The sequence below is a fragment of the Geodermatophilus sp. SYSU D01105 genome (genome assembly GCF_054050095.1).
Genome location: NZ_JBJGYR010000008.1, coordinates 153,198 through 168,902, shown reverse-complemented (window position 1 = coordinate 168,902; position 15,705 = coordinate 153,198). Strand labels below are relative to the sequence as shown.

Here is a 15,705-nt window from a genome sequence, read left to right as displayed (position 1 = left end):
AGGCCGGGGAACATGCACGGGTGACCAGCGCGACCGACCGACACGGGCACACCCACCGCCTCGACCTCGCCGACGCCACGGTGCGGGAGTGGGACGCCACCGTGGTCGCGGCCGACCCCGAGCAGGGGATCGTCCTCGACCGCAGCGCCTTCTACCCCGGCGGTGGCGGGCAACCGCCGGACGAGGGCGTGCTGCTGTGGGGCGGCGTCCGCACCCGGATCGCGGGCACCCGCAAGGGCGACGAGCTCTACCTCGTCCCGGTGGAGGGGGACCCGCTCCCGCCGCCCGGCACGGCGGTGCGCGGCGCGCTGGACGACGAGCGGCGCACCCAGCTGATGCGGACCCACTCCGGCCTGCACGTGCTCACCGGCGTGGTGTTCCGCGACTTCGGCGCGCTGGTGACCGGCGGCAACATGGAGCCGCTGACCGCGCGGATGGACTTCGACCTCGCCGAGGTGCCGCCGGACTTCAAGGACCGGGTCGCCGAGGCGGTCAACGCCGAGATCGCCGCCGACCGGCCCATCGAGGTGAGGACGCTGCCGCGCGAGGAGGCCTTCGCGATCCCGGACGTCATCCGCACGGCCACCAACCTGCTGCCCCCCGACATCGAGGTCGTGCGGATCGTCGACATCGTCGGGCTGGACACCCAGGCCGACGGCGGCACGCACGTGGCGAGCACGTCGATGGTCGGCCGGGTCGAGGTCACCAAGATGGAGAACAAGGGCCGCGGCTTCCGGCGGCTGCGCGTCCGGATCGTCTGACGCTCACGCGTCCAGGGCGGCCCACTCCGCCGTCTGCCGGCCCAGGGCGACGGCGTGGGTCAGCCGCAGGCTGCCGCTGAGCCACACCAGGACGTCGTGCAGCCGCAGCCGGCTCAGCGGGACACCGCCGGTGCCGACGAGCAGCCGGGACACCGTCGCCTCCAGGGCGGCGAAGGCGTCGGCCGCGCCGACCAGCTCGCGGTGCACGACCGCCTCGATCCCGCTGTCGCCCTCCTCGAGGTGGGGGAGCAGCTGGCGGCGGGTGGTCGCGTCGACCAGCGGGAAGAGCTCCGGACGGCGGTGGTGCAGGGCCGCGACCAGGTGGGCGCGCTGCGGCCCGGCCACCCGTTCCCCGATCGCGCGGAGGGCGGCGCCCACCGTGCCGGGCTCGCCCAGGACCGACAGCTCGTCGGTGGGCAGCTCCCAGAACGCCCGGCCGGCGGCGCGCTCGGTCGCCTCGTCGGCGAGCGGGGAGACGTCGTCCATCGCGGTGCGGACCGCGGCCCACCCCGCCGGGTCGAGCCGCCCGTGCAGGCCCTCGGCGGTCAGGACGTCGTCGTCCCCGAGCGGGCCCGTCCCCCGCGGCCGGCGGTCGAAGCGCTCGTAGGCGAACGCCGGGACGCTCACCCACCGGCCCTCGGGTCGGCCGATGGAGCGGAACCACAGCGGCCGGCGGCCGCGGGCGTAGCCGAGCACGGCCGCCACCGCGGTCTCGGCGGGGAGGGGGTCGGGGCCGGCGCTCGGCAGGCGGAGGGGAGGACTCCCGTCGGGCACCACCCCAGCCTGCTGGACGCGGACCGGTCGCACAGCGTGGCGCGCGGGCGGTCGGCGGGTTCCCTACCGTGGGGAGCGCGCCCGCTGTCGCTCCCCCGACGGAAGGAGCGTCCGTGCTCCCGTCCTCCGCCCGCCGGCGCGCCACCCTCGGCGCCGGGGTCCTCGTCCTCGCCGCCCTCCCGGCCGCCCGGGCGGTCGCCGCCGACTGCGCGGCCCAGCCGACCGCCGAGATCGGGGAGGTGCAGGGCGCGGGTGGGGCCACGCCGCTGGCCGGGCAGCAGGTCACCGTCCGCGGCGTCGTCGTCGCCGACCTGCCCGGCTTCTCCGGCTTCTCCGTGCAGGACCCGGACGGGGACGGGGACGAGGCCACCTCCGACGGGGTCTTCGTGTACAGCCCGGTGCCGGTGGCCCTGGGCGACACCGTCGCGGTCACCGGGGAGGCGCAGGAGTTCAACGGCCAGACGCAGGTGAACGCCCCGGCCGACGTCACCGTCTGCGCCTCCGGGACCGCCCTCCCCGCCCCCGCGGCCCTCGACCTGCCCGCCGACGACACGACCCGCGAGCGCCTCGAGGGGATGCTCGTCGAGCCGGCCGACGTGCTGACGGTGAGCGACGTGTTCGACCTGGTCGGCTTCGGCGAGCTGACCCTGTCCGAGGGCGGCGTGCTCGTGCAGCCCACCGAGGTGGCCCGGCCCGGCCCGGCCGCGCAGGCGGTGGCCCTCTACGACGCACGGCGCGCCGTCGTCCTGGACGACGGGACGAGCGCGCGGGTCGGCGTCACGACCCGCCCGTACCTCTCCCCGGCGACGCCGGTGCGGGTGGGCGACGAGGTCGCCTTCACCGAGCCGGTCGTCCTGGGCTGGGGCTTCGGCTCGTGGCGGCTGCAGCCCGCCGACGGCACCGCGGCCGGCGTCTTCGCCGCGCAGGACACCCGCCCGGGCGCGCCGGACGACGTCGGCGGCGACCTGCGCATCGGCGCGTTCAACGTGCTCAACTACTTCCTCACCCGCACCGGCCCCGACGCCCGCGGAGCGCGCACCGACGCGGAGTTCGAGGAGCAGGCGGCCAAGGTCGTCGCGGCCATCGACGGCCTCGGCGCCGACGTGGTGGCCCTGCTGGAGGTCGAGGACACCGACTCGACCGGCTTCAGCCCCGGCGACGCGGACCGCGCGCTGGCCGACCTCACCGGGCGGCTCACCGAGCACACCGGCGAGGAGTGGGCGTACGTGCCCCTGCCGGCCGAGCTGTACGGGGTCGAGCGGGATGCCATCCGCAACGCGATCGTCCACCGCACCGCCGCGGTCGTGCCGGTCGGCGACCCGGTCGGGCTGGTCGACGAGGCGGTGTGGGGCAACGCCCGCGAGCCGGTCGCGCAGGCGTTCGCGGCGGGCGGCGAGGTGGTCACCGTCGTCGCCAACCACTTCAAGTCCAAGGGTTCCGCGGAGGGGGCGACCGGTGACAACGCCGACACCGGCGACGGCCAGGGCGCGTGGAACGGCGACCGGGTGCGGCAGGCCCGCTCGCTGGCCGGTCTCGTCGAGGACCTCGCCGCGACCGACCCGGACGTCGTGGTCCTCGGCGACCTCAACGCGTACACCCAGGAGGACCCGGTCGAGGCGCTGCGCGCGGCCGGCCTCACCGAGCTCGGCGAGCGGTTCGACCCGGGGCGGTACAGCTACGTGTTCGACGGCCGGTCCGGCTCGCTGGACCACGCGCTGGCCACGCCGTCCCTCACCGCGCGGGTGACCGGGCTGGCGCACTGGAACGTCAACGCCGTCGAGTCGTCGGCCTACCAGTACGACGGCGACCCCGCCCTCTACGCGCCGGACCCGTACCGCTCCAGCGACCACGACCCGCTGGTGCTCGGCGTCGACCTCGGTGCCGGGGGCCTGGCGGCAGGTGGCGGACCGCCCGGCACCGCGCCGGACTGCTAGCCGAGCAGGACCTGCCGCATGACCTCGTGCAGGTGGGTGTTCGGGTAGCGCCCCGCGAGCTGCTCGCTGCCCGGTCCCTCGGCGGTCACCGGCGTCGGCGCCCCGGTGTGCCCGTCGGTGCTCCACCGCAGCACGAAGGTGTCCTGGCTCCCGGCCACGGGGAAGGGGCCGTCGTCCTCGTCGGGCCCGGCGGGGGCGGTGCCGCCGATCTCGACGCCGAGCCCGCCGGTCTCGTGGTCGCCGGTCACGACCAGCAGGGTGTCGGGGTGCGCGGCGACGTGGTCCCGGGCCACCTGCACCGCGTCGTCCAGCGCGCGCATCGCCGCGAGCAACCCGGCTCCGGCGTTCTCGTGGCTTGCGGAGTCCACGCCCTCCTCCTCGACGAGCAGGAAGAAGCCGTCCGGGTCGGCGGAGAGCCGGTCCAACGCGGTGGCGGTCATCTGCGCCAGGGACACGTCGGCCGGCTCGCCGTACAGCTCCTCGTCGGCGAACAGGCCGAGCAGCCGGTCGCCGTCCGCCGCCGCGAGCCCCGCCGCGTCGGTCACCGCGGTGTACCCCCGCTGCCCGGCCACGCCCAGCAGGTCGCGCGACCGCCAGTGGGCCGCCCCGCCGCCGAGGACCACCGAGGGCCCGGTGTCCTGCAGGTACTGCCGGGCGATGTCCTCCTGCGCGTCGCGGTCGGGGACGCTGCTGAAGAACGCCGCCGGGGTGGCGTCGGTGACCTGGGAGGTGGTCACCAGCCCGGTCGCCAGGCCGGCCGCTCCCGCCTCGGTCCCGAGCGGGGTGAGCGGGCGGCCGTCGCGGTCGACGCTGATCGCGCCGTTGCGGGTCGTCACGCCGGTGGCCCAGGCCGTGGCCGCCGCCGCGGAGTCGGTCACGTCGGTCTCGGCGGGGTCGGGGTCGGTCGTCTGCTCCCCGGCCACTGGCAGGGAGTCCATGGCCAGCCGGCCCCCGGCGCCCTCCTGGTCCAGGCGGCCCGCCTCGCGGTGGGCGGCGGCCATGCCGTCACCGACGACCAGGACCACGCTGCGCGGCGGAGCCCCGCCCTCCGGTGCCGTCGAGGCGGACGGGTCGGCCTCGGGCGGGGCGGCCTCCCGTGGGGCGCCGGTGCAGGCGGCCAGGACGAGCGCGGTCAGGACGACGGCGGCCCGGCCGCGCCGGGTGGTCACCGGTGGCCGATGCCGCCCGGTCCGTGGTCGGCGGGGACCGTCTCGTCCTCCGGCGGCGGCCCGGGCGGGGTGCCGTCGCCGAACGGGGACCCGCCCAGCTCCTCGCGGCCGTGGGGGGTCAGCCAGTTCGCGGTGTCCGGCCCCTGCGGGACGATCTGGGTCGGGTTGATGTCGGCGTGGACGACGTAGTAGTGCTCCTTGATCTGCGGGAAGTCGATCGTGTCGCCGAACCCCGGGGTCTGGAACAGGTCGCGCGCGTAGGCCCACAGCACCGGCATCTCCGACAGCTTCTGCCGGTTGCACTTGAAGTGGCCGTGGTAGACGGCGTCGAACCGGGCCAGCGTGGTGAACAGCCGGACGTCGGCCTCGGTGATCGTCCCGCCCATCAGGTAGCGGCGGCCCGACAGGCGCTCGGTCAGCCAGTCCAGCGCGGTGAACAGCCGGTCGTAGGCCTCGTCGTAGGCCTCCTGCGACCCGGCGAAGCCGCAGCGGTACACCCCGTTGTTGACCTCGGTGTAGACCCGCGTCATGACGTCGTCCATCTCGTCGCGCAGGTGCTCCGGGTAGAGGTCCGGGGCGCCGTCGCGGTGGTACGCCGTCCACTCGGTGGAGAGGTCGAGCGTCATCTGCGCGAAGTCGTTGGTGACGGCCTGCCCGGTGGGGACGTCGACGATGGTCGGCACCGTGATGCCGCGGTCGTAGTCGGGGAAGCGGGCGAGGAACGCCTCCTGCAGCCGCTCGTAGCCCAGCACCGGGTCGCGGCCGCCGGGGTCGAGGTCGAAGGTCCAGCTGCGCTCGTCGTGGGTCGGCCCGCACATGCCCATCGAGATGGCCTTCTCCAGGCCCAGCAGGCGGCGCACGATGACCGCCCGGTTGGCCCACGGGCAGGCGCGCGCCACCACCAGCCGGTAGCGGTCGGGTTCGACCGGCCAGCCGCCGGAGCCGTCGGCGGTGATCCGGTCGGGGATGTAGGTCGAGTCCCGGTTGTACTCGCCGCCGGTGACGTAGCCCGATCCGCTCTGCTCCTCGCTCACGGTGCCCAGCTTGATCGACGCGGCGGCCGTCCGCGCGTCAGAGGCGAGTGAGGGTCGCCTCGTCGGGCTGCCCGCCGAAGAACCGCTCGAGGACCTCGCCGAAGACGGCGGCCTCCGGCTCGGCACGGGCGAACAGGGTCATCGACGAGCGCAGCTTGAGCGCGTCCACCGGCCCGAGCACCCGGACGGCGTCGGTGGTGCCCAGGTCCAGCAGCGCCTGCGCGCACTCGACCAGCCGCGGGCCCAGCACCGGGTGGTCGAGGTAGGCCTGGGCCTCGGGCAGCCCGGAGATCGCGTAGTGCTGCGCGGCCGGGCTGCGGCCCAGGCCCGCGACCTGCGGGAAGACGAACCACATCCAGTGGCTGCGCTTGGCGCCCGCCCGCAGCTCGGCCAGCGCCTGCTCGTAGGTCCCGCCCGCCTGCGCCTGCACGAAACGGTCGAGGTCGAAGGGGTCGCTCACGCGAGCTGCGGTGTCCACCGCGGGGCCGGGTCAACCACCGCGGTGTCACCGCCGTGCCGGCCTGCCGATGAGGTGTCCGTGAGCATCGAGGGGAGCCGTGCCCGCCGCGCACGGGAACGGGGACGGCGTCGGCTCGGAGCGGCCCTGCTGGTCGGGGCGGTGCTGGGGACGACGGTCGCCTGCGGCGCGGACACACCCACGGAGGCGCGGGCCGCCACGGGCTCGCCCACCGCGACGACGCCCCCGCCGCCTCCGCCCGTGCTGTGGCCGCTGACCGGGCTGGACGGCGCGGGTGCCGACGTCGACCGGCCCGCGCTCGCGGTCAAGGTGGAGAACTCCGTCGACGCCCGACCGCAGACCGGCCTCAACGCCGCCGACATGGTGTGGGAGGAGGTCGTCGAGGGCGGCATCAGCCGCTACGTCGCCGTGTACCACTCCACCCTGCCGCCGGCGATCGGCCCCGTGCGCTCGGTGCGCCCGATGGACCCGGCCATCGCCGCGCCCCTCCACGGGCTGCTGGCCTTCTCCGGCGGCCAGGCGCCCTTCGTCGAGGCCACCCGCGCGGCCGGCCTGCAGGTGGTGGACCCCGGGACCGGTGCCGGGTTCTCCCGGGTGAGCGACCGCGTCGCGCCGCACAACACCTACGTCGACCCGACCGCGCTCCTCGGCCAGGCCGACGCCGCCCACCAGGTCCCGCCGCCGCCGCAGTTCGAGGTGGCCACGGGCCAGGAGCAGCCGACCGCGCTGACCGACGGCGCCCCGGCGGCCGCCCTGGACCTCACCCTGTCCCGGATCAGCACGCCGGGCTGGACCTGGAGCCAGCCGGACAACGCCTGGCTGCGCGACGAGGACGGCACGCCGGCGGTCGAGGCCGACGGCACCCCGCTGCGAGCGGTCAACGTCGTCGTCCTGCGGGTCGACGTCGTGGACACCCAGTACAAGGACAGCGCCCGCAACCCCGTGCCGGAGACGGTCATGGTCGGCGGGGGAGAGGCCCTGGTCGCCACCGGCGGGCGCACCGTGCCCGTCACCTGGTCGAAGGCATCCGCCGACGAGCCCGTGCGGCTCACCGGCCCCGGCGGCCAGCCGGTCCGGCTCGCGCCCGGCAGCACCTGGGTCGAGCTGGTGCCCAACGCGACGGGCTCGGTCACCCTCAGCTGACGGGCGCGCGAGCCGACCGGGGACGCCGGCGGCCGGTGGTTCCCCCGCGGGTGCTCGTGCACTGCATGCCTTCTGCACGCAGAGCACGAGCACCCGCGGGTACCCGGTCGGTCCCGTCGGGCCGTGCTCGGGCCATGCCGGCGGTGGGGGACTCCGGGGAAGCTCGTGCTCTGCGTCCTCCGCGCAGGCAGAGCACGAGCACGCGCGGGTACCCGGTCGGTCCCCGCCAGGCCCGTGCCCGGGGCGGCGCCGGGCGCTACGCCGCCGGTTCGGCGGGGACCTCGGCGGGCGGGCGGGGACGGGCGAGCGCGCCGGCCAGGAAGCCCAGCATCGTGCGGGTGAGCAGCTTGCGCGAGTCCGCGTGCCGGAAGACGTGCCCCTCGCCCTTCAGCTCCAGGTACTCCACCGGACGGTCCAGCGCGCGCAGCGCGGCCACGACCTGGTGCGCCTCGCCGATCGGCACGTTGGTGTCGTGCTCGCCGTGGACGACCAGCAGCGGGACGTCGATCCGGTGGGCCGAGGCCAGTGGCGAGATGTCCTCGAGCAGGGGGCGGTCGCGCTCGGGGTGGCCGTACTTGCTGACCGCCGCCGCGGCGATCCACGGCTCGCTGTCCCGGTAGAAGGAGAGCAGGTCGGACATGCCGCAGACGTCGACCCCCGCGGCGAACACCCCCGGCGAGAAGGCCAGCGAGGTGAGGGTGAGGTAACCGCCGTAGGAGCGGCCCGTCACCGCGATCCGCCCCGGGTCGGCGATGCCGGCCTCGACGAGGTGGTCGACCGCGGCGAGGACGTCGGCGAACGCGTCGTACCGGAGGTGCACGTCGTCGGCGTGCACGAACTCCCGGCCGAAGCCCGACGAGCCGCGGATGTTGGGCGCGAAGACGGTGATCCCGGCGGCGGCCAGCGCCTGGTGCTGCGGCGAGAAGGTGGGCCGCTCCTGGTCCTCGGGACCGCCGTGCAGGTACAGCGCGACCGGTCCGGAGGACTTCAGCCGGCTCGGCGCCCGGTACAGCCAGCCGGTCAGCGGCAGCCCGTCCCGGCCGGGAAAGGTCTCCAGCGTCGGGACGACCAGCCGCCGCCGGGGCAGGGGCGGAGCCGAGGTGACGCGGGTCCAGGCGTGCGTGGTCGTGTCCAGGTGCCACAGCTCCCGCGGGCGGGTGGGCCCCTGCACACCGAGGACCACGCTGGAGCCGTCGCGGCTGAGCACCGGGTCGGCGGCGACCAGGCCGGGCAGGCCGGTGATCGGGGTGCGCCCGCCCGTGGCGGTGTCCATCAGCTCGAGCTCGCTGCGGCCGGCGACGTTCCAGACCAGCAGGAGCAGCGTCCCGGCGTCGTCGGCGTCGATGTCCTCCAGCTCGGCGTCGTCGCGGGCCGCCAGCGTGCGCGGTTCCCCGCGCCAGCCGTTGGGCCCGAACGGCAGCCCGATCAGCTGGCGGCGCGGGAGACCGACGTCCGAGGCGAGGTAGACGTAGACCGGGCCGCGGTGGTCCTCCGGCGCGGGGCGGATGAGCGCCACCTCGGTGGACCCGGTCGCGCCGTGGGGCAGGGCGCTGAAGTCCTCGTCGGTCAGCCGGTCGACCACGGAGACGTACTGCTGCCCGCGCTGGCCGTCGCGGATGACGATGAACCGCTCCTCCAGCGAGACGTCCAGCACGTGGATCAGGTCGCCCTCGGCCAGGGGGTCCAGCCGGCCGGTCGCCGGGTCGGCCAGGTACGCCCGGGTCGGCGCCCCGGGCGTGGCGCCGGGGAAGGTGACGACGAAGCGGTGCCCGCTGCGGGTCCAGGGGCCCAGCTCCGCGTGGGTCTCGGAGTCCCCGGCCACGCGGCGGGCGTCGGTGCCGTCCGGGCGCACCACCCAGACCGCCGTCCGGACGCCGCCGTCGGTGGCCACCTCGCAGGTGAGCCAGCCGCTGTCGGCCGCCCACCGGACGGAGACGACCGGGTCGTCGGAGAGCCGGATGTGCCGCGCCGGCGGGATCGGGCCGTCGAGGACGACCTCCTGGATCCACACCTGCGGCGTCCCGGAGCGGTCGCTGATGAAGGCGACGCAGCGGCCGTCGGGGGTCATGTTGGGACCCCAGCTGCCCCACGCGTCGACGAGGTCGTCGGCGAGGGCGGCCGCGGTCTCGACGGTCGCCCGGTCCACGTCGCCCTGGGTCGTCGTCACCGTGCCTGGTCCTCCACGTTCTGCAGCCACATCCCTGGCAGCGCCCGCTGCTCCAGCGGACCGAGGCCGGGCGTCGTGCGGATGACGTCCGGCCCGCGCAGCATGCGCTCCACCCCGCCCGGCCGGAACCGGCCACGCCGATCGGTCACCGGGCCGGGGGCGCCGCGCGCCCGGCGTCCACGGTACGGGCTGCCGGGTGTCGGTCCCCCGGCACGGGGACCTGCTCCGTGCGCGGCGGCACCGGGCGTCCACGTCCCGGTGGGAAACCGCTGGTCGCGGCGTCGTCGTCCTGCCAGGCTGCCGCGGTGAGCAGGGGATGGGTGGCGTACGGACCGGCGGCCCCGGAGGGCCCCGCGCCGGTCGACGACCGGCCGCTGGAGCTGGCCGACCTGGGCAAGCTGGCGCGCCGCGGCGTCCGGGCGGTGACCCGGGCGGCGCGGGCCGACGACCGGGTCACCCTCGCCTCCCTGCTCGGCGACCACCTCGGTGACGCCGCCGGCGGGGACGTCGCCGAGGAGACCTGGCCCGCGTACGAGCACGTCAACGTGCAGGCGGGGCTGGACGCCTGGCTGGCCGCGAGCGGGCGCACCAGCGAGCTGGTCGGCATCGTCAACTTCCGGCACCGGCCCTTCGGCCTGGCCGAGCTGCTGGCCATGGCCGGCCAGCCGGCCGACCCGTTCGGTCCGCGGCCGGGCAACGCCGCCACGGTCAACCTGCCCTGCGGCCCGGACGGCGAGACCCGGCCGTGCCTGCGGTGCGCGGTGCACCTGGTCAGCGAGGACGGCGTCCGGACGGCGGTGCTCGTGCGCGCCGCCGAACCCGAGACCGGCATCGACCGGGTCTCGGTGCAGGCGCTGTCCACCGACCCGGACGCCGCGCGGGCCGCCGTCCGCGGCATCCGGGCGGCCGCCCAGCGGGAGAACGTCTTCCGCGGTCAGGTGCTCTCCTTCGACCAGGAGGTGTTCGGGCACGGTCAGACGCTGCTGCGGTTCTCCCGCCGGCCGCGGCTGGAGCCCGGGCAGCTGGTGCTCGGTGCGGACACCCTGGCCGGCATCGAGCGGCAGGTCGTCGACGTGGCCCGGCACAAGGAGCGGCTGCTCGGCGCGGGGCAGCACCTCAAGCGCGGGCTGCTGCTCTACGGCCCGCCCGGGGTCGGCAAGACCCACACCGTGCGGTACCTGATGGGCCGGCTCCCGGGCACGACCGTCGTCCAGCTGACCGGCAGCGCGATGCACCTGGTCGCCGAGGCGTGCTCGGTGGCCCGGTCGCTGCAGCCGGCGATGGTCGTGGTCGAGGACGTCGACCTGATCGCCGAGGACCGCGGCATGCACCCCGGCCAGCACCCGCTGCTGTTCCAGCTGCTCAACGAGATGGACGGCCTCGCCGAGGACGCCGACGTCGTCTTCCTGCTCACCACCAACCGCGCCGACCTCCTCGAGCCCGCCCTGGCCGCGCGCCCCGGCCGGGTCGACCAGGCCGTCGAGCTGACCCTGCCCGACCGCGACGCCCGCCGCGCGCTGTTCGACCTCTACCGCGGCGACCTCCCGATGGACGTCTCGGGCCTGGACGAGGTCCTCGACCGGACCGACGGCGTCACGGCGTCCTTCCTCAAGGAGCTGATCCGCCGGGCCGCGCTGTTCGCCGCCGAGCGGAGCGGGGACGGCGACCTCGCCGTCTCCGCCGCCGACCTGGCCGCGGCGCTGGACGAGCTGCTGGGCACCCGCAACGCGATGACCCGCACCCTGCTCGGCGCCGGCCGCGCCGTGTGACGGCGCCGCGGACCGGGACGCACGACCCTGTTGGCCCGGGCGTGTCGCGGGACGAGAATGTTCCGTCTCGGTTCCCCGGAGAGTGGGAGTGAGCCCGTGCCCGACTGGATCACCGGTGTCGCAGCGATCGCCGCCCTGCTGGTCAGCGCCATCACCGCGCTCACGCAGTACCGACTCGGACTCGAGCAGAAGGTGCTCGAGTCCCGTCAGATCGAGCTGGACGCGCACCGGGCGGCGGGTGCGGCTCCGTCGGGGGTCGATGCCGCGATCCGGTGGCGGGAGCAGGTCCTCGCGCTGCACGACCGGGGGCTCAGCCCGGAGGAGATCCGCTGGATCCTGTGCTGCGCGGACGGGGGTGCGAGCGACGAGGAGCGGAACGGGATCGTCGACGAGGTCGTCGGCAACGTGCCCCGCGTGCCGCCGGCGGGGATGGTGCCGGCCCCGACCTGCAGCGAGCACCGCCGGCTGCCGCGACCCGAGGGCCGGATGCGGGCTCTGGGGCACCAACCCCACCCGTTCGACGTCGGGCCCTCGCAGTGGCGGACGCCGGACGTCCACTCGGCGTAGGGGCCACCCCGCCGCCGGGTACCCGGAGGAGTCGTGCGCTGCGTGCGCCGGGCGTCGGCTGGGCGACGGCTCCCGGGCGGAGTGGTCCCCGGGGGAGTCGTGCTCTGCGTGCGTCGGGTACGCAGAGCACGAGCATCCGCGGAGCGACCTCAGCGGCGGCCCGCATAGAGCCGCACCGGTGCGGCCCAGCTGCGCGGCACCTCGGTCACCTCGGACAGCCCGGCGTCGCGGAGGAGGTCCAGCAGCTCGGCCGGCTGCCACGGGTGGCCGCCGCTGCGCACCGTGCGCAGGTCGGTGAGCAGCTGCCCGAGCCGGTCCGGCCCGCCGGCGAACGTGCCCGGCAGCAGCCAGCCGCCGGGGCGCAGCGCCCGGCAGGCCGCGCGCAGCACCTCGGGGACGGCGTCGCGCCGGAGGAACGGCATCGGCAGCCACACCACGTCGAAGGTGGCGTCCTCGTCGAGGGCCGCGGCGTCCTGCAGGCGCAGGTCGATCCGCTCGGTGAGCCCGGCGTCGGCGCGGTTGACCTTGGCCAGGTCCAGCGCCGGCTCAAAGACGTCGATGCCGGTGACCTGCAGGGCCGGGTACGCCTGGGCCAGCGCGATCGCCAGCCAGCCGGTGCCGGTGCCGACGTCGAGCAGCGTCGCGCCGGGGCGGGCGAGGGCTTCGGCGAGGCCGGGCAGCACCGGCTCGGCGGCGCGGACGGCGCCGGCGATGCCCATCGACAGCCGGCCGATGCTCTGCAGCAGCTGCTCGTCGACCCGGTCCCAGCCGCCGGCCCGCCCGGGGTCGTCGACCAGGTCGGCCGCCTGCCGCAGCCACGTGCGGGCCAGCCCCACCACCGGCAGCGCGGTCGCGGAGGTCACCCCGTTCCCGCCGAGGAGCTCGGCGGCGACGTCGGCGAGCACGGACCGCACCGCCGGGTCGGCCGGCAGGCCCTCGGTCTCGATGCGGACGTGGGCGGCGAGGGCGGCCAGCGCGTCGGTGGCCACGCCGAGCTCCACCGCCCGGGTCATCAGTGCGTCTGCAGCCATGGCCCGACCTCCGCGGTGGCCCCCGTTGACGGGGACGTGCCGGCCCAGCCTCCCGCCGTTCCCACGCAGGCACAACGTCCTTCGGCCCTGGTCGCGCCCCCCTCGGTGCCCGGACCCTGGGGACCTCTTCCCCCATCGAGGAGGCCGTCATGAGCCGCAGGGACATCGAGGCACTGAACGACGCGTTCGTGCAGGGCTGGGAGAAGGGCGACGCCGCGATGATCGCGTCGGTCTACGCGCCCGACGCCCGGCTCCTGCCACCGGGGGCGCCGGCGGTGTCCGGCACCGCCGCGATCGCCGACTTCTGGAAGTCGATGCTCGACCAGGGCGTCGACGGCGGGTCGCTGACCACGGTCCTGCTCGAGGAGCGCGACGACCTCGCCGTCGAGGAGGGCGAGTACCAGGTGAAGGCGGGCGGCTCGGTCGTCGACGCCGGCAAGTACGTCGTCGTCCACCGGCGGCAGCCCGACGGCTCCTGGCGTCTGTGGCGGGACATCTTCAACTCCGACCAGCCGCCGACCGGCTGACCCCGGCGGTCAGCGGGCGAGCACCGCGGGACGCCGGTCGGCCCACGGCAGCGCCTCCTCGAGCAGCGCGGCGAGCCCGAGCAGCGTCTCCTCGCCGGCGTACCGGCCGACCAGCTGGACCCCGACCGGCCACCCCTCGGGGGACGGCCGCCCGGGCACCGACACCGCGGGGGTCCCCGTGACGTTGGCCAGCGCGGTGAACGGCGCGAAGGCGAAGATCCGGTCGTACCAGCCGCGGGCGTCGAGTGTCGGGTCGTCCGCGTCCAGGTGGCCGATGGCCGTGTTCGGCGCGGCGGTCGTCGGGGTGAGCCAGGCGTCGTAGCCGGTGAGGAACCGTGCGAGCGTGCGCGTGGTCGCGTTGAAGACCCGGTCGACCGCGTACAGGTCCAGCGCGGTGAGGGTGGCGCCGTACTCGGCGCAGGCCAGCGTCGTGTGCTCGAGGACCTCGGTCGACAGCTCGACGCCCAGCGCCCCGGCCGCGCCGTACGCGCCGTCGGCCAGGAAGCTGCACCAGGCCTTGAGGTTGGCGTCGTCGAACGCGGCAACATCGACCTGCGGCGCGGCCTCCTCGACGGCGTGACCGGCGGCCTCCAGTGCCTCGGCCGCGGCCCGCACCGCGTCGACGCAGGCGGCGTCCACCGGCGCCCCGTTGGGTGCGGCGGTGCTCATCGCGATGCGCAGCGACCCGGCGGGCGGGCGTGCGGCGGCCAGGAAGGTGGTCGCCGGAGCGGGGAGCAGGTACCGGTCGCCGGGTTCGGACCCGGCGACGGCGTCGAGCAGCCCGGCCGCGTCGCGCACGGTGCGCGTGACCGCGAACTCGATGCCCAGGCCCAGCAGCGGGTCGGCGTAGTCGGGTGCGACGGAGACCCGCCCGCGGCTGGGCTTGAGGCCGACCAGCCCGGAGGCGGCGGCCGGGATGCGGATGGACCCGCCGCCGTCGTTGGCGTGCGCCACCGGCAGGGCCCGGGCGGCGACGAGCGCGGCCGACCCGCCGCTGGAGCCGCCGGGGGAGCGGGTGGTGTCCCACGGGTTGCGGGTCGGGCCGTTGGCGACCGACTCGGTGCTGGCGTTGAACCCGAACTCCGGCGTCGCGGTGAGGCCCACGGCGGCGAGGCCGGCGGCGCGGAACCGGCGCATCAGCGCGGTGTCGTACGGGTACGGGACGCCGGGTCCGAGCATCCGGCAGCCGGCCCGCTGGGGGATGCCCTCGGCGTGCAGCACGAGGTCCTTGATGGCGAACGGGACGCCGGCGAACGGGCCGTCCTCCGCTGCGTCGAGCGGCTTCTCGAACAGCTCCCCCACGAGGGCGTTGAGCTCGCCGTTCACCGACTCGACCGCGCGCTGCGCCGTCGCGTGCACCTCGGCGGCGGAGACCTGGCCGCTCCGGACCAGCTCCGCGAGCCCGGTGGCGTCGTGATCGGTGTACTCGGAGACCTCCACGGTCGCCCTCCTCGTATCGCGGCGGGCCCCTCTGCCCGCGCCCGGGCCGATGCTGGCACCGACGCGGCCGGCGGCACAGGTCCTCCGCCGTCGGTGGCCGGCCGCGCGACCGGGGCCGCGGCGGGAGGTGTTCTGCGGGGCTCCCGTCACGCCACCTCGCGGGCCAGCCGCTCGATGGGCTCGGACCAGGCCGCCGGCGCCGTCCAGACGAAGCTGTGCGCGCCGGGCACGGTCGCCAACCGGCCGTCGGGGGCGAGCTCGCTCAGCTCGCGGGCCCAGTCGACCGTGCAGATGCGGTCCTGGTCCCCGTGGAGCACCAGCACGGGGACCGGCACCTGCGGGACGACGTCCTCGAGGGCGTCGGCCAGGTGGACCCGGAGCGCGTGCCGCACCCGGCGCAGGCCGGCCCGCTGACGTTCGGGTGTGTGCTGCTCGTCGAGGCTCTTCGGCTCGAACGCGGAGTTGCGGCGCCAGGCCAGCAGGATCCGGCGGGTGCTGCGGAACCGCGGGTCCATCGTCGGGCTGGCCAGGACCAGTGCACCGACGGCCTGCGGACGGCGGACCGCGACCCGGGCCGCCACCTGGGTGCCGCTGGAGTGCCCGACCAGCACCACCCGGTCGAGGCCGCTGGCGTCCAGCCACTGCACGACGGTGTCGGCGAACTGCGGGACGTCCATCGGGTGCGGCGGCTCCCCGCTGCCGGAGAAGCCGGGGAGTTCGACCAGGTGCGCGCGGGTCCACCTGCCGAGCTCGCACAGGGCCGGCTGGAGGTAGTTGGCCACCGCCAGGCCCGGGACGACGACCACCTCGGGGACCCCCACGCGCGGCGTCCCCACGACCCGGCTGCGCACGACGCCCCAGGTCGTGGGCTGGGACGACAGGGTGACGTCGGGCGGCACGGAGGCCGGCAT

Annotated in this window: 14 protein-coding genes; 6 read left to right on the top strand and 8 right to left on the bottom strand. The window is 76.1% G+C overall.

The genetic code is table 11. The features are described 5' to 3' along the window. The first annotated feature begins 20 nt into the window (after positions 1-20). Complete coding sequence (locus ACI79I_RS09840) at positions 21-761, top strand: alanyl-tRNA editing protein (protein ID WP_456992144.1); 741 nt, start codon at positions 21-23, stop codon at positions 759-761. A 3-nt stretch (positions 762-764) separates the two neighbouring features. Here ACI79I_RS09840 and ACI79I_RS09835 read toward each other — a convergent pair whose 3' ends face one another. After that, positions 765-1,535 carry a DUF6308 family protein gene (locus tag ACI79I_RS09835; protein ID WP_456992143.1) on the bottom strand — a complete coding sequence of 257 codons (771 nt, stop codon included), beginning with the start codon at positions 1,533-1,535 and terminating at the stop codon, positions 765-767. Positions 1,536-1,648: 113 nt separating this feature from the next. Between ACI79I_RS09835 and ACI79I_RS09830 the strand changes: the two genes are divergently transcribed. Continuing rightward, complete coding sequence (locus tag ACI79I_RS09830; protein ID WP_456992142.1) at positions 1,649-3,469, top strand: ExeM/NucH family extracellular endonuclease; 1,821 nt, start codon at positions 1,649-1,651, stop codon at positions 3,467-3,469. On the opposite strand, the gene ACI79I_RS09825 is transcribed toward ACI79I_RS09830, so the two are convergent. Genes ACI79I_RS09825 through ACI79I_RS09815 form a run of 3 tightly spaced genes read right to left on the bottom strand, consistent with a single transcriptional unit; the run spans position 3,466 to position 6,132 of the window. Next, positions 3,466-4,638 carry an alkaline phosphatase gene (locus tag ACI79I_RS09825; protein WP_456992141.1) on the bottom strand — a complete coding sequence of 391 codons (1,173 nt, stop codon included), beginning with the start codon at positions 4,636-4,638 and terminating at the stop codon, positions 3,466-3,468. The genes ACI79I_RS09830 and ACI79I_RS09825 overlap by 4 nt on opposite strands. After that, a complete protein-coding gene (locus ACI79I_RS09820) occupies positions 4,635-5,672 on the bottom strand; it encodes a glutathione S-transferase family protein (protein WP_456992140.1) in 1,038 nt (345 codons plus the stop codon). The genes ACI79I_RS09825 and ACI79I_RS09820 overlap by 4 nt, the downstream gene beginning before the upstream one ends. Positions 5,673-5,709: 37 nt before the next feature. Next, positions 5,710-6,132 (bottom strand): DUF1810 domain-containing protein, encoded by a 423-nt coding sequence (locus ACI79I_RS09815; protein WP_456992139.1) that lies wholly within the window; start codon positions 6,130-6,132, stop codon positions 5,710-5,712. 78 nt (positions 6,133-6,210) lie between these two features. Between ACI79I_RS09815 and ACI79I_RS09810 the strand changes: the two genes are divergently transcribed. After that, positions 6,211-7,293, top strand: coding sequence for a DUF3048 domain-containing protein (locus ACI79I_RS09810; RefSeq protein WP_456992138.1), 1,083 nt, complete (start codon positions 6,211-6,213; stop codon positions 7,291-7,293). 256 nt (positions 7,294-7,549) lie between these two features. Here the strand turns inward: ACI79I_RS09810 and ACI79I_RS09805 are convergent, their stop codons facing one another. Further along, entirely contained in the window at positions 7,550-9,460 is a 1,911-nt protein-coding gene (locus ACI79I_RS09805; RefSeq protein WP_456992137.1) for a S9 family peptidase, read from the bottom strand. 305 nt (positions 9,461-9,765) lie between these two features. Between ACI79I_RS09805 and ACI79I_RS09800 the strand changes: the two genes are divergently transcribed. Both ACI79I_RS09800 and ACI79I_RS09795 read left to right on the top strand, forming a co-directional pair. Next, positions 9,766-11,229, top strand: a complete 1,464-nt coding sequence (locus tag ACI79I_RS09800; RefSeq protein WP_456992136.1) for an AAA family ATPase — start codon at positions 9,766-9,768, stop codon at positions 11,227-11,229. A gap of 96 nt (positions 11,230-11,325) precedes the next feature. Then, positions 11,326-11,796 (top strand): hypothetical protein, encoded by a 471-nt coding sequence (locus tag ACI79I_RS09795; protein ID WP_456992135.1) that lies wholly within the window; start codon positions 11,326-11,328, stop codon positions 11,794-11,796. Between the two features lie 149 nt (positions 11,797-11,945). Here the strand turns inward: ACI79I_RS09795 and ACI79I_RS09790 are convergent, their stop codons facing one another. After that, positions 11,946-12,827 (bottom strand): SAM-dependent methyltransferase, encoded by an 882-nt coding sequence (locus tag ACI79I_RS09790; protein ID WP_456992134.1) that lies wholly within the window; start codon positions 12,825-12,827, stop codon positions 11,946-11,948. 149 nt (positions 12,828-12,976) lie between these two features. Here ACI79I_RS09790 and ACI79I_RS09785 point away from each other — a divergent pair, with 149 nt between their 5' ends. Beyond that, a complete protein-coding gene (locus ACI79I_RS09785; RefSeq protein ID WP_456992133.1) occupies positions 12,977-13,354 on the top strand; it encodes a YybH family protein in 378 nt (125 codons plus the stop codon). Between the two features lie 9 nt (positions 13,355-13,363). Here the strand turns inward: ACI79I_RS09785 and ACI79I_RS09780 are convergent, their stop codons facing one another. Then, positions 13,364-14,794, bottom strand: a complete 1,431-nt coding sequence (locus ACI79I_RS09780) for an amidase (RefSeq protein WP_456992132.1) — start codon at positions 14,792-14,794, stop codon at positions 13,364-13,366. A 146-nt stretch (positions 14,795-14,940) separates the two neighbouring features. Beyond that, entirely contained in the window at positions 14,941-15,705 is a 765-nt protein-coding gene (locus ACI79I_RS09775; RefSeq protein ID WP_456992131.1) for an alpha/beta fold hydrolase, read from the bottom strand.

Excerpts from the sequence above, each read along its gene's own strand:
- ACI79I_RS09775 (WP_456992131.1), bottom strand. The coding sequence starts at position 15,705 with ATGCCGGCCTCCGTGCCGCCCGACGTCACCCTGTCGTCCCAGCCCACG.
- ACI79I_RS09790 (WP_456992134.1), bottom strand. The coding sequence starts at position 12,827 with ATGGCTGCAGACGCACTGATGACCCGGGCGGTGGAGCTCGGCGTGGCC.
- ACI79I_RS09785 (WP_456992133.1), top strand. The coding sequence starts at position 12,977 with ATGAGCCGCAGGGACATCGAGGCACTGAACGACGCGTTCGTGCAGGGC.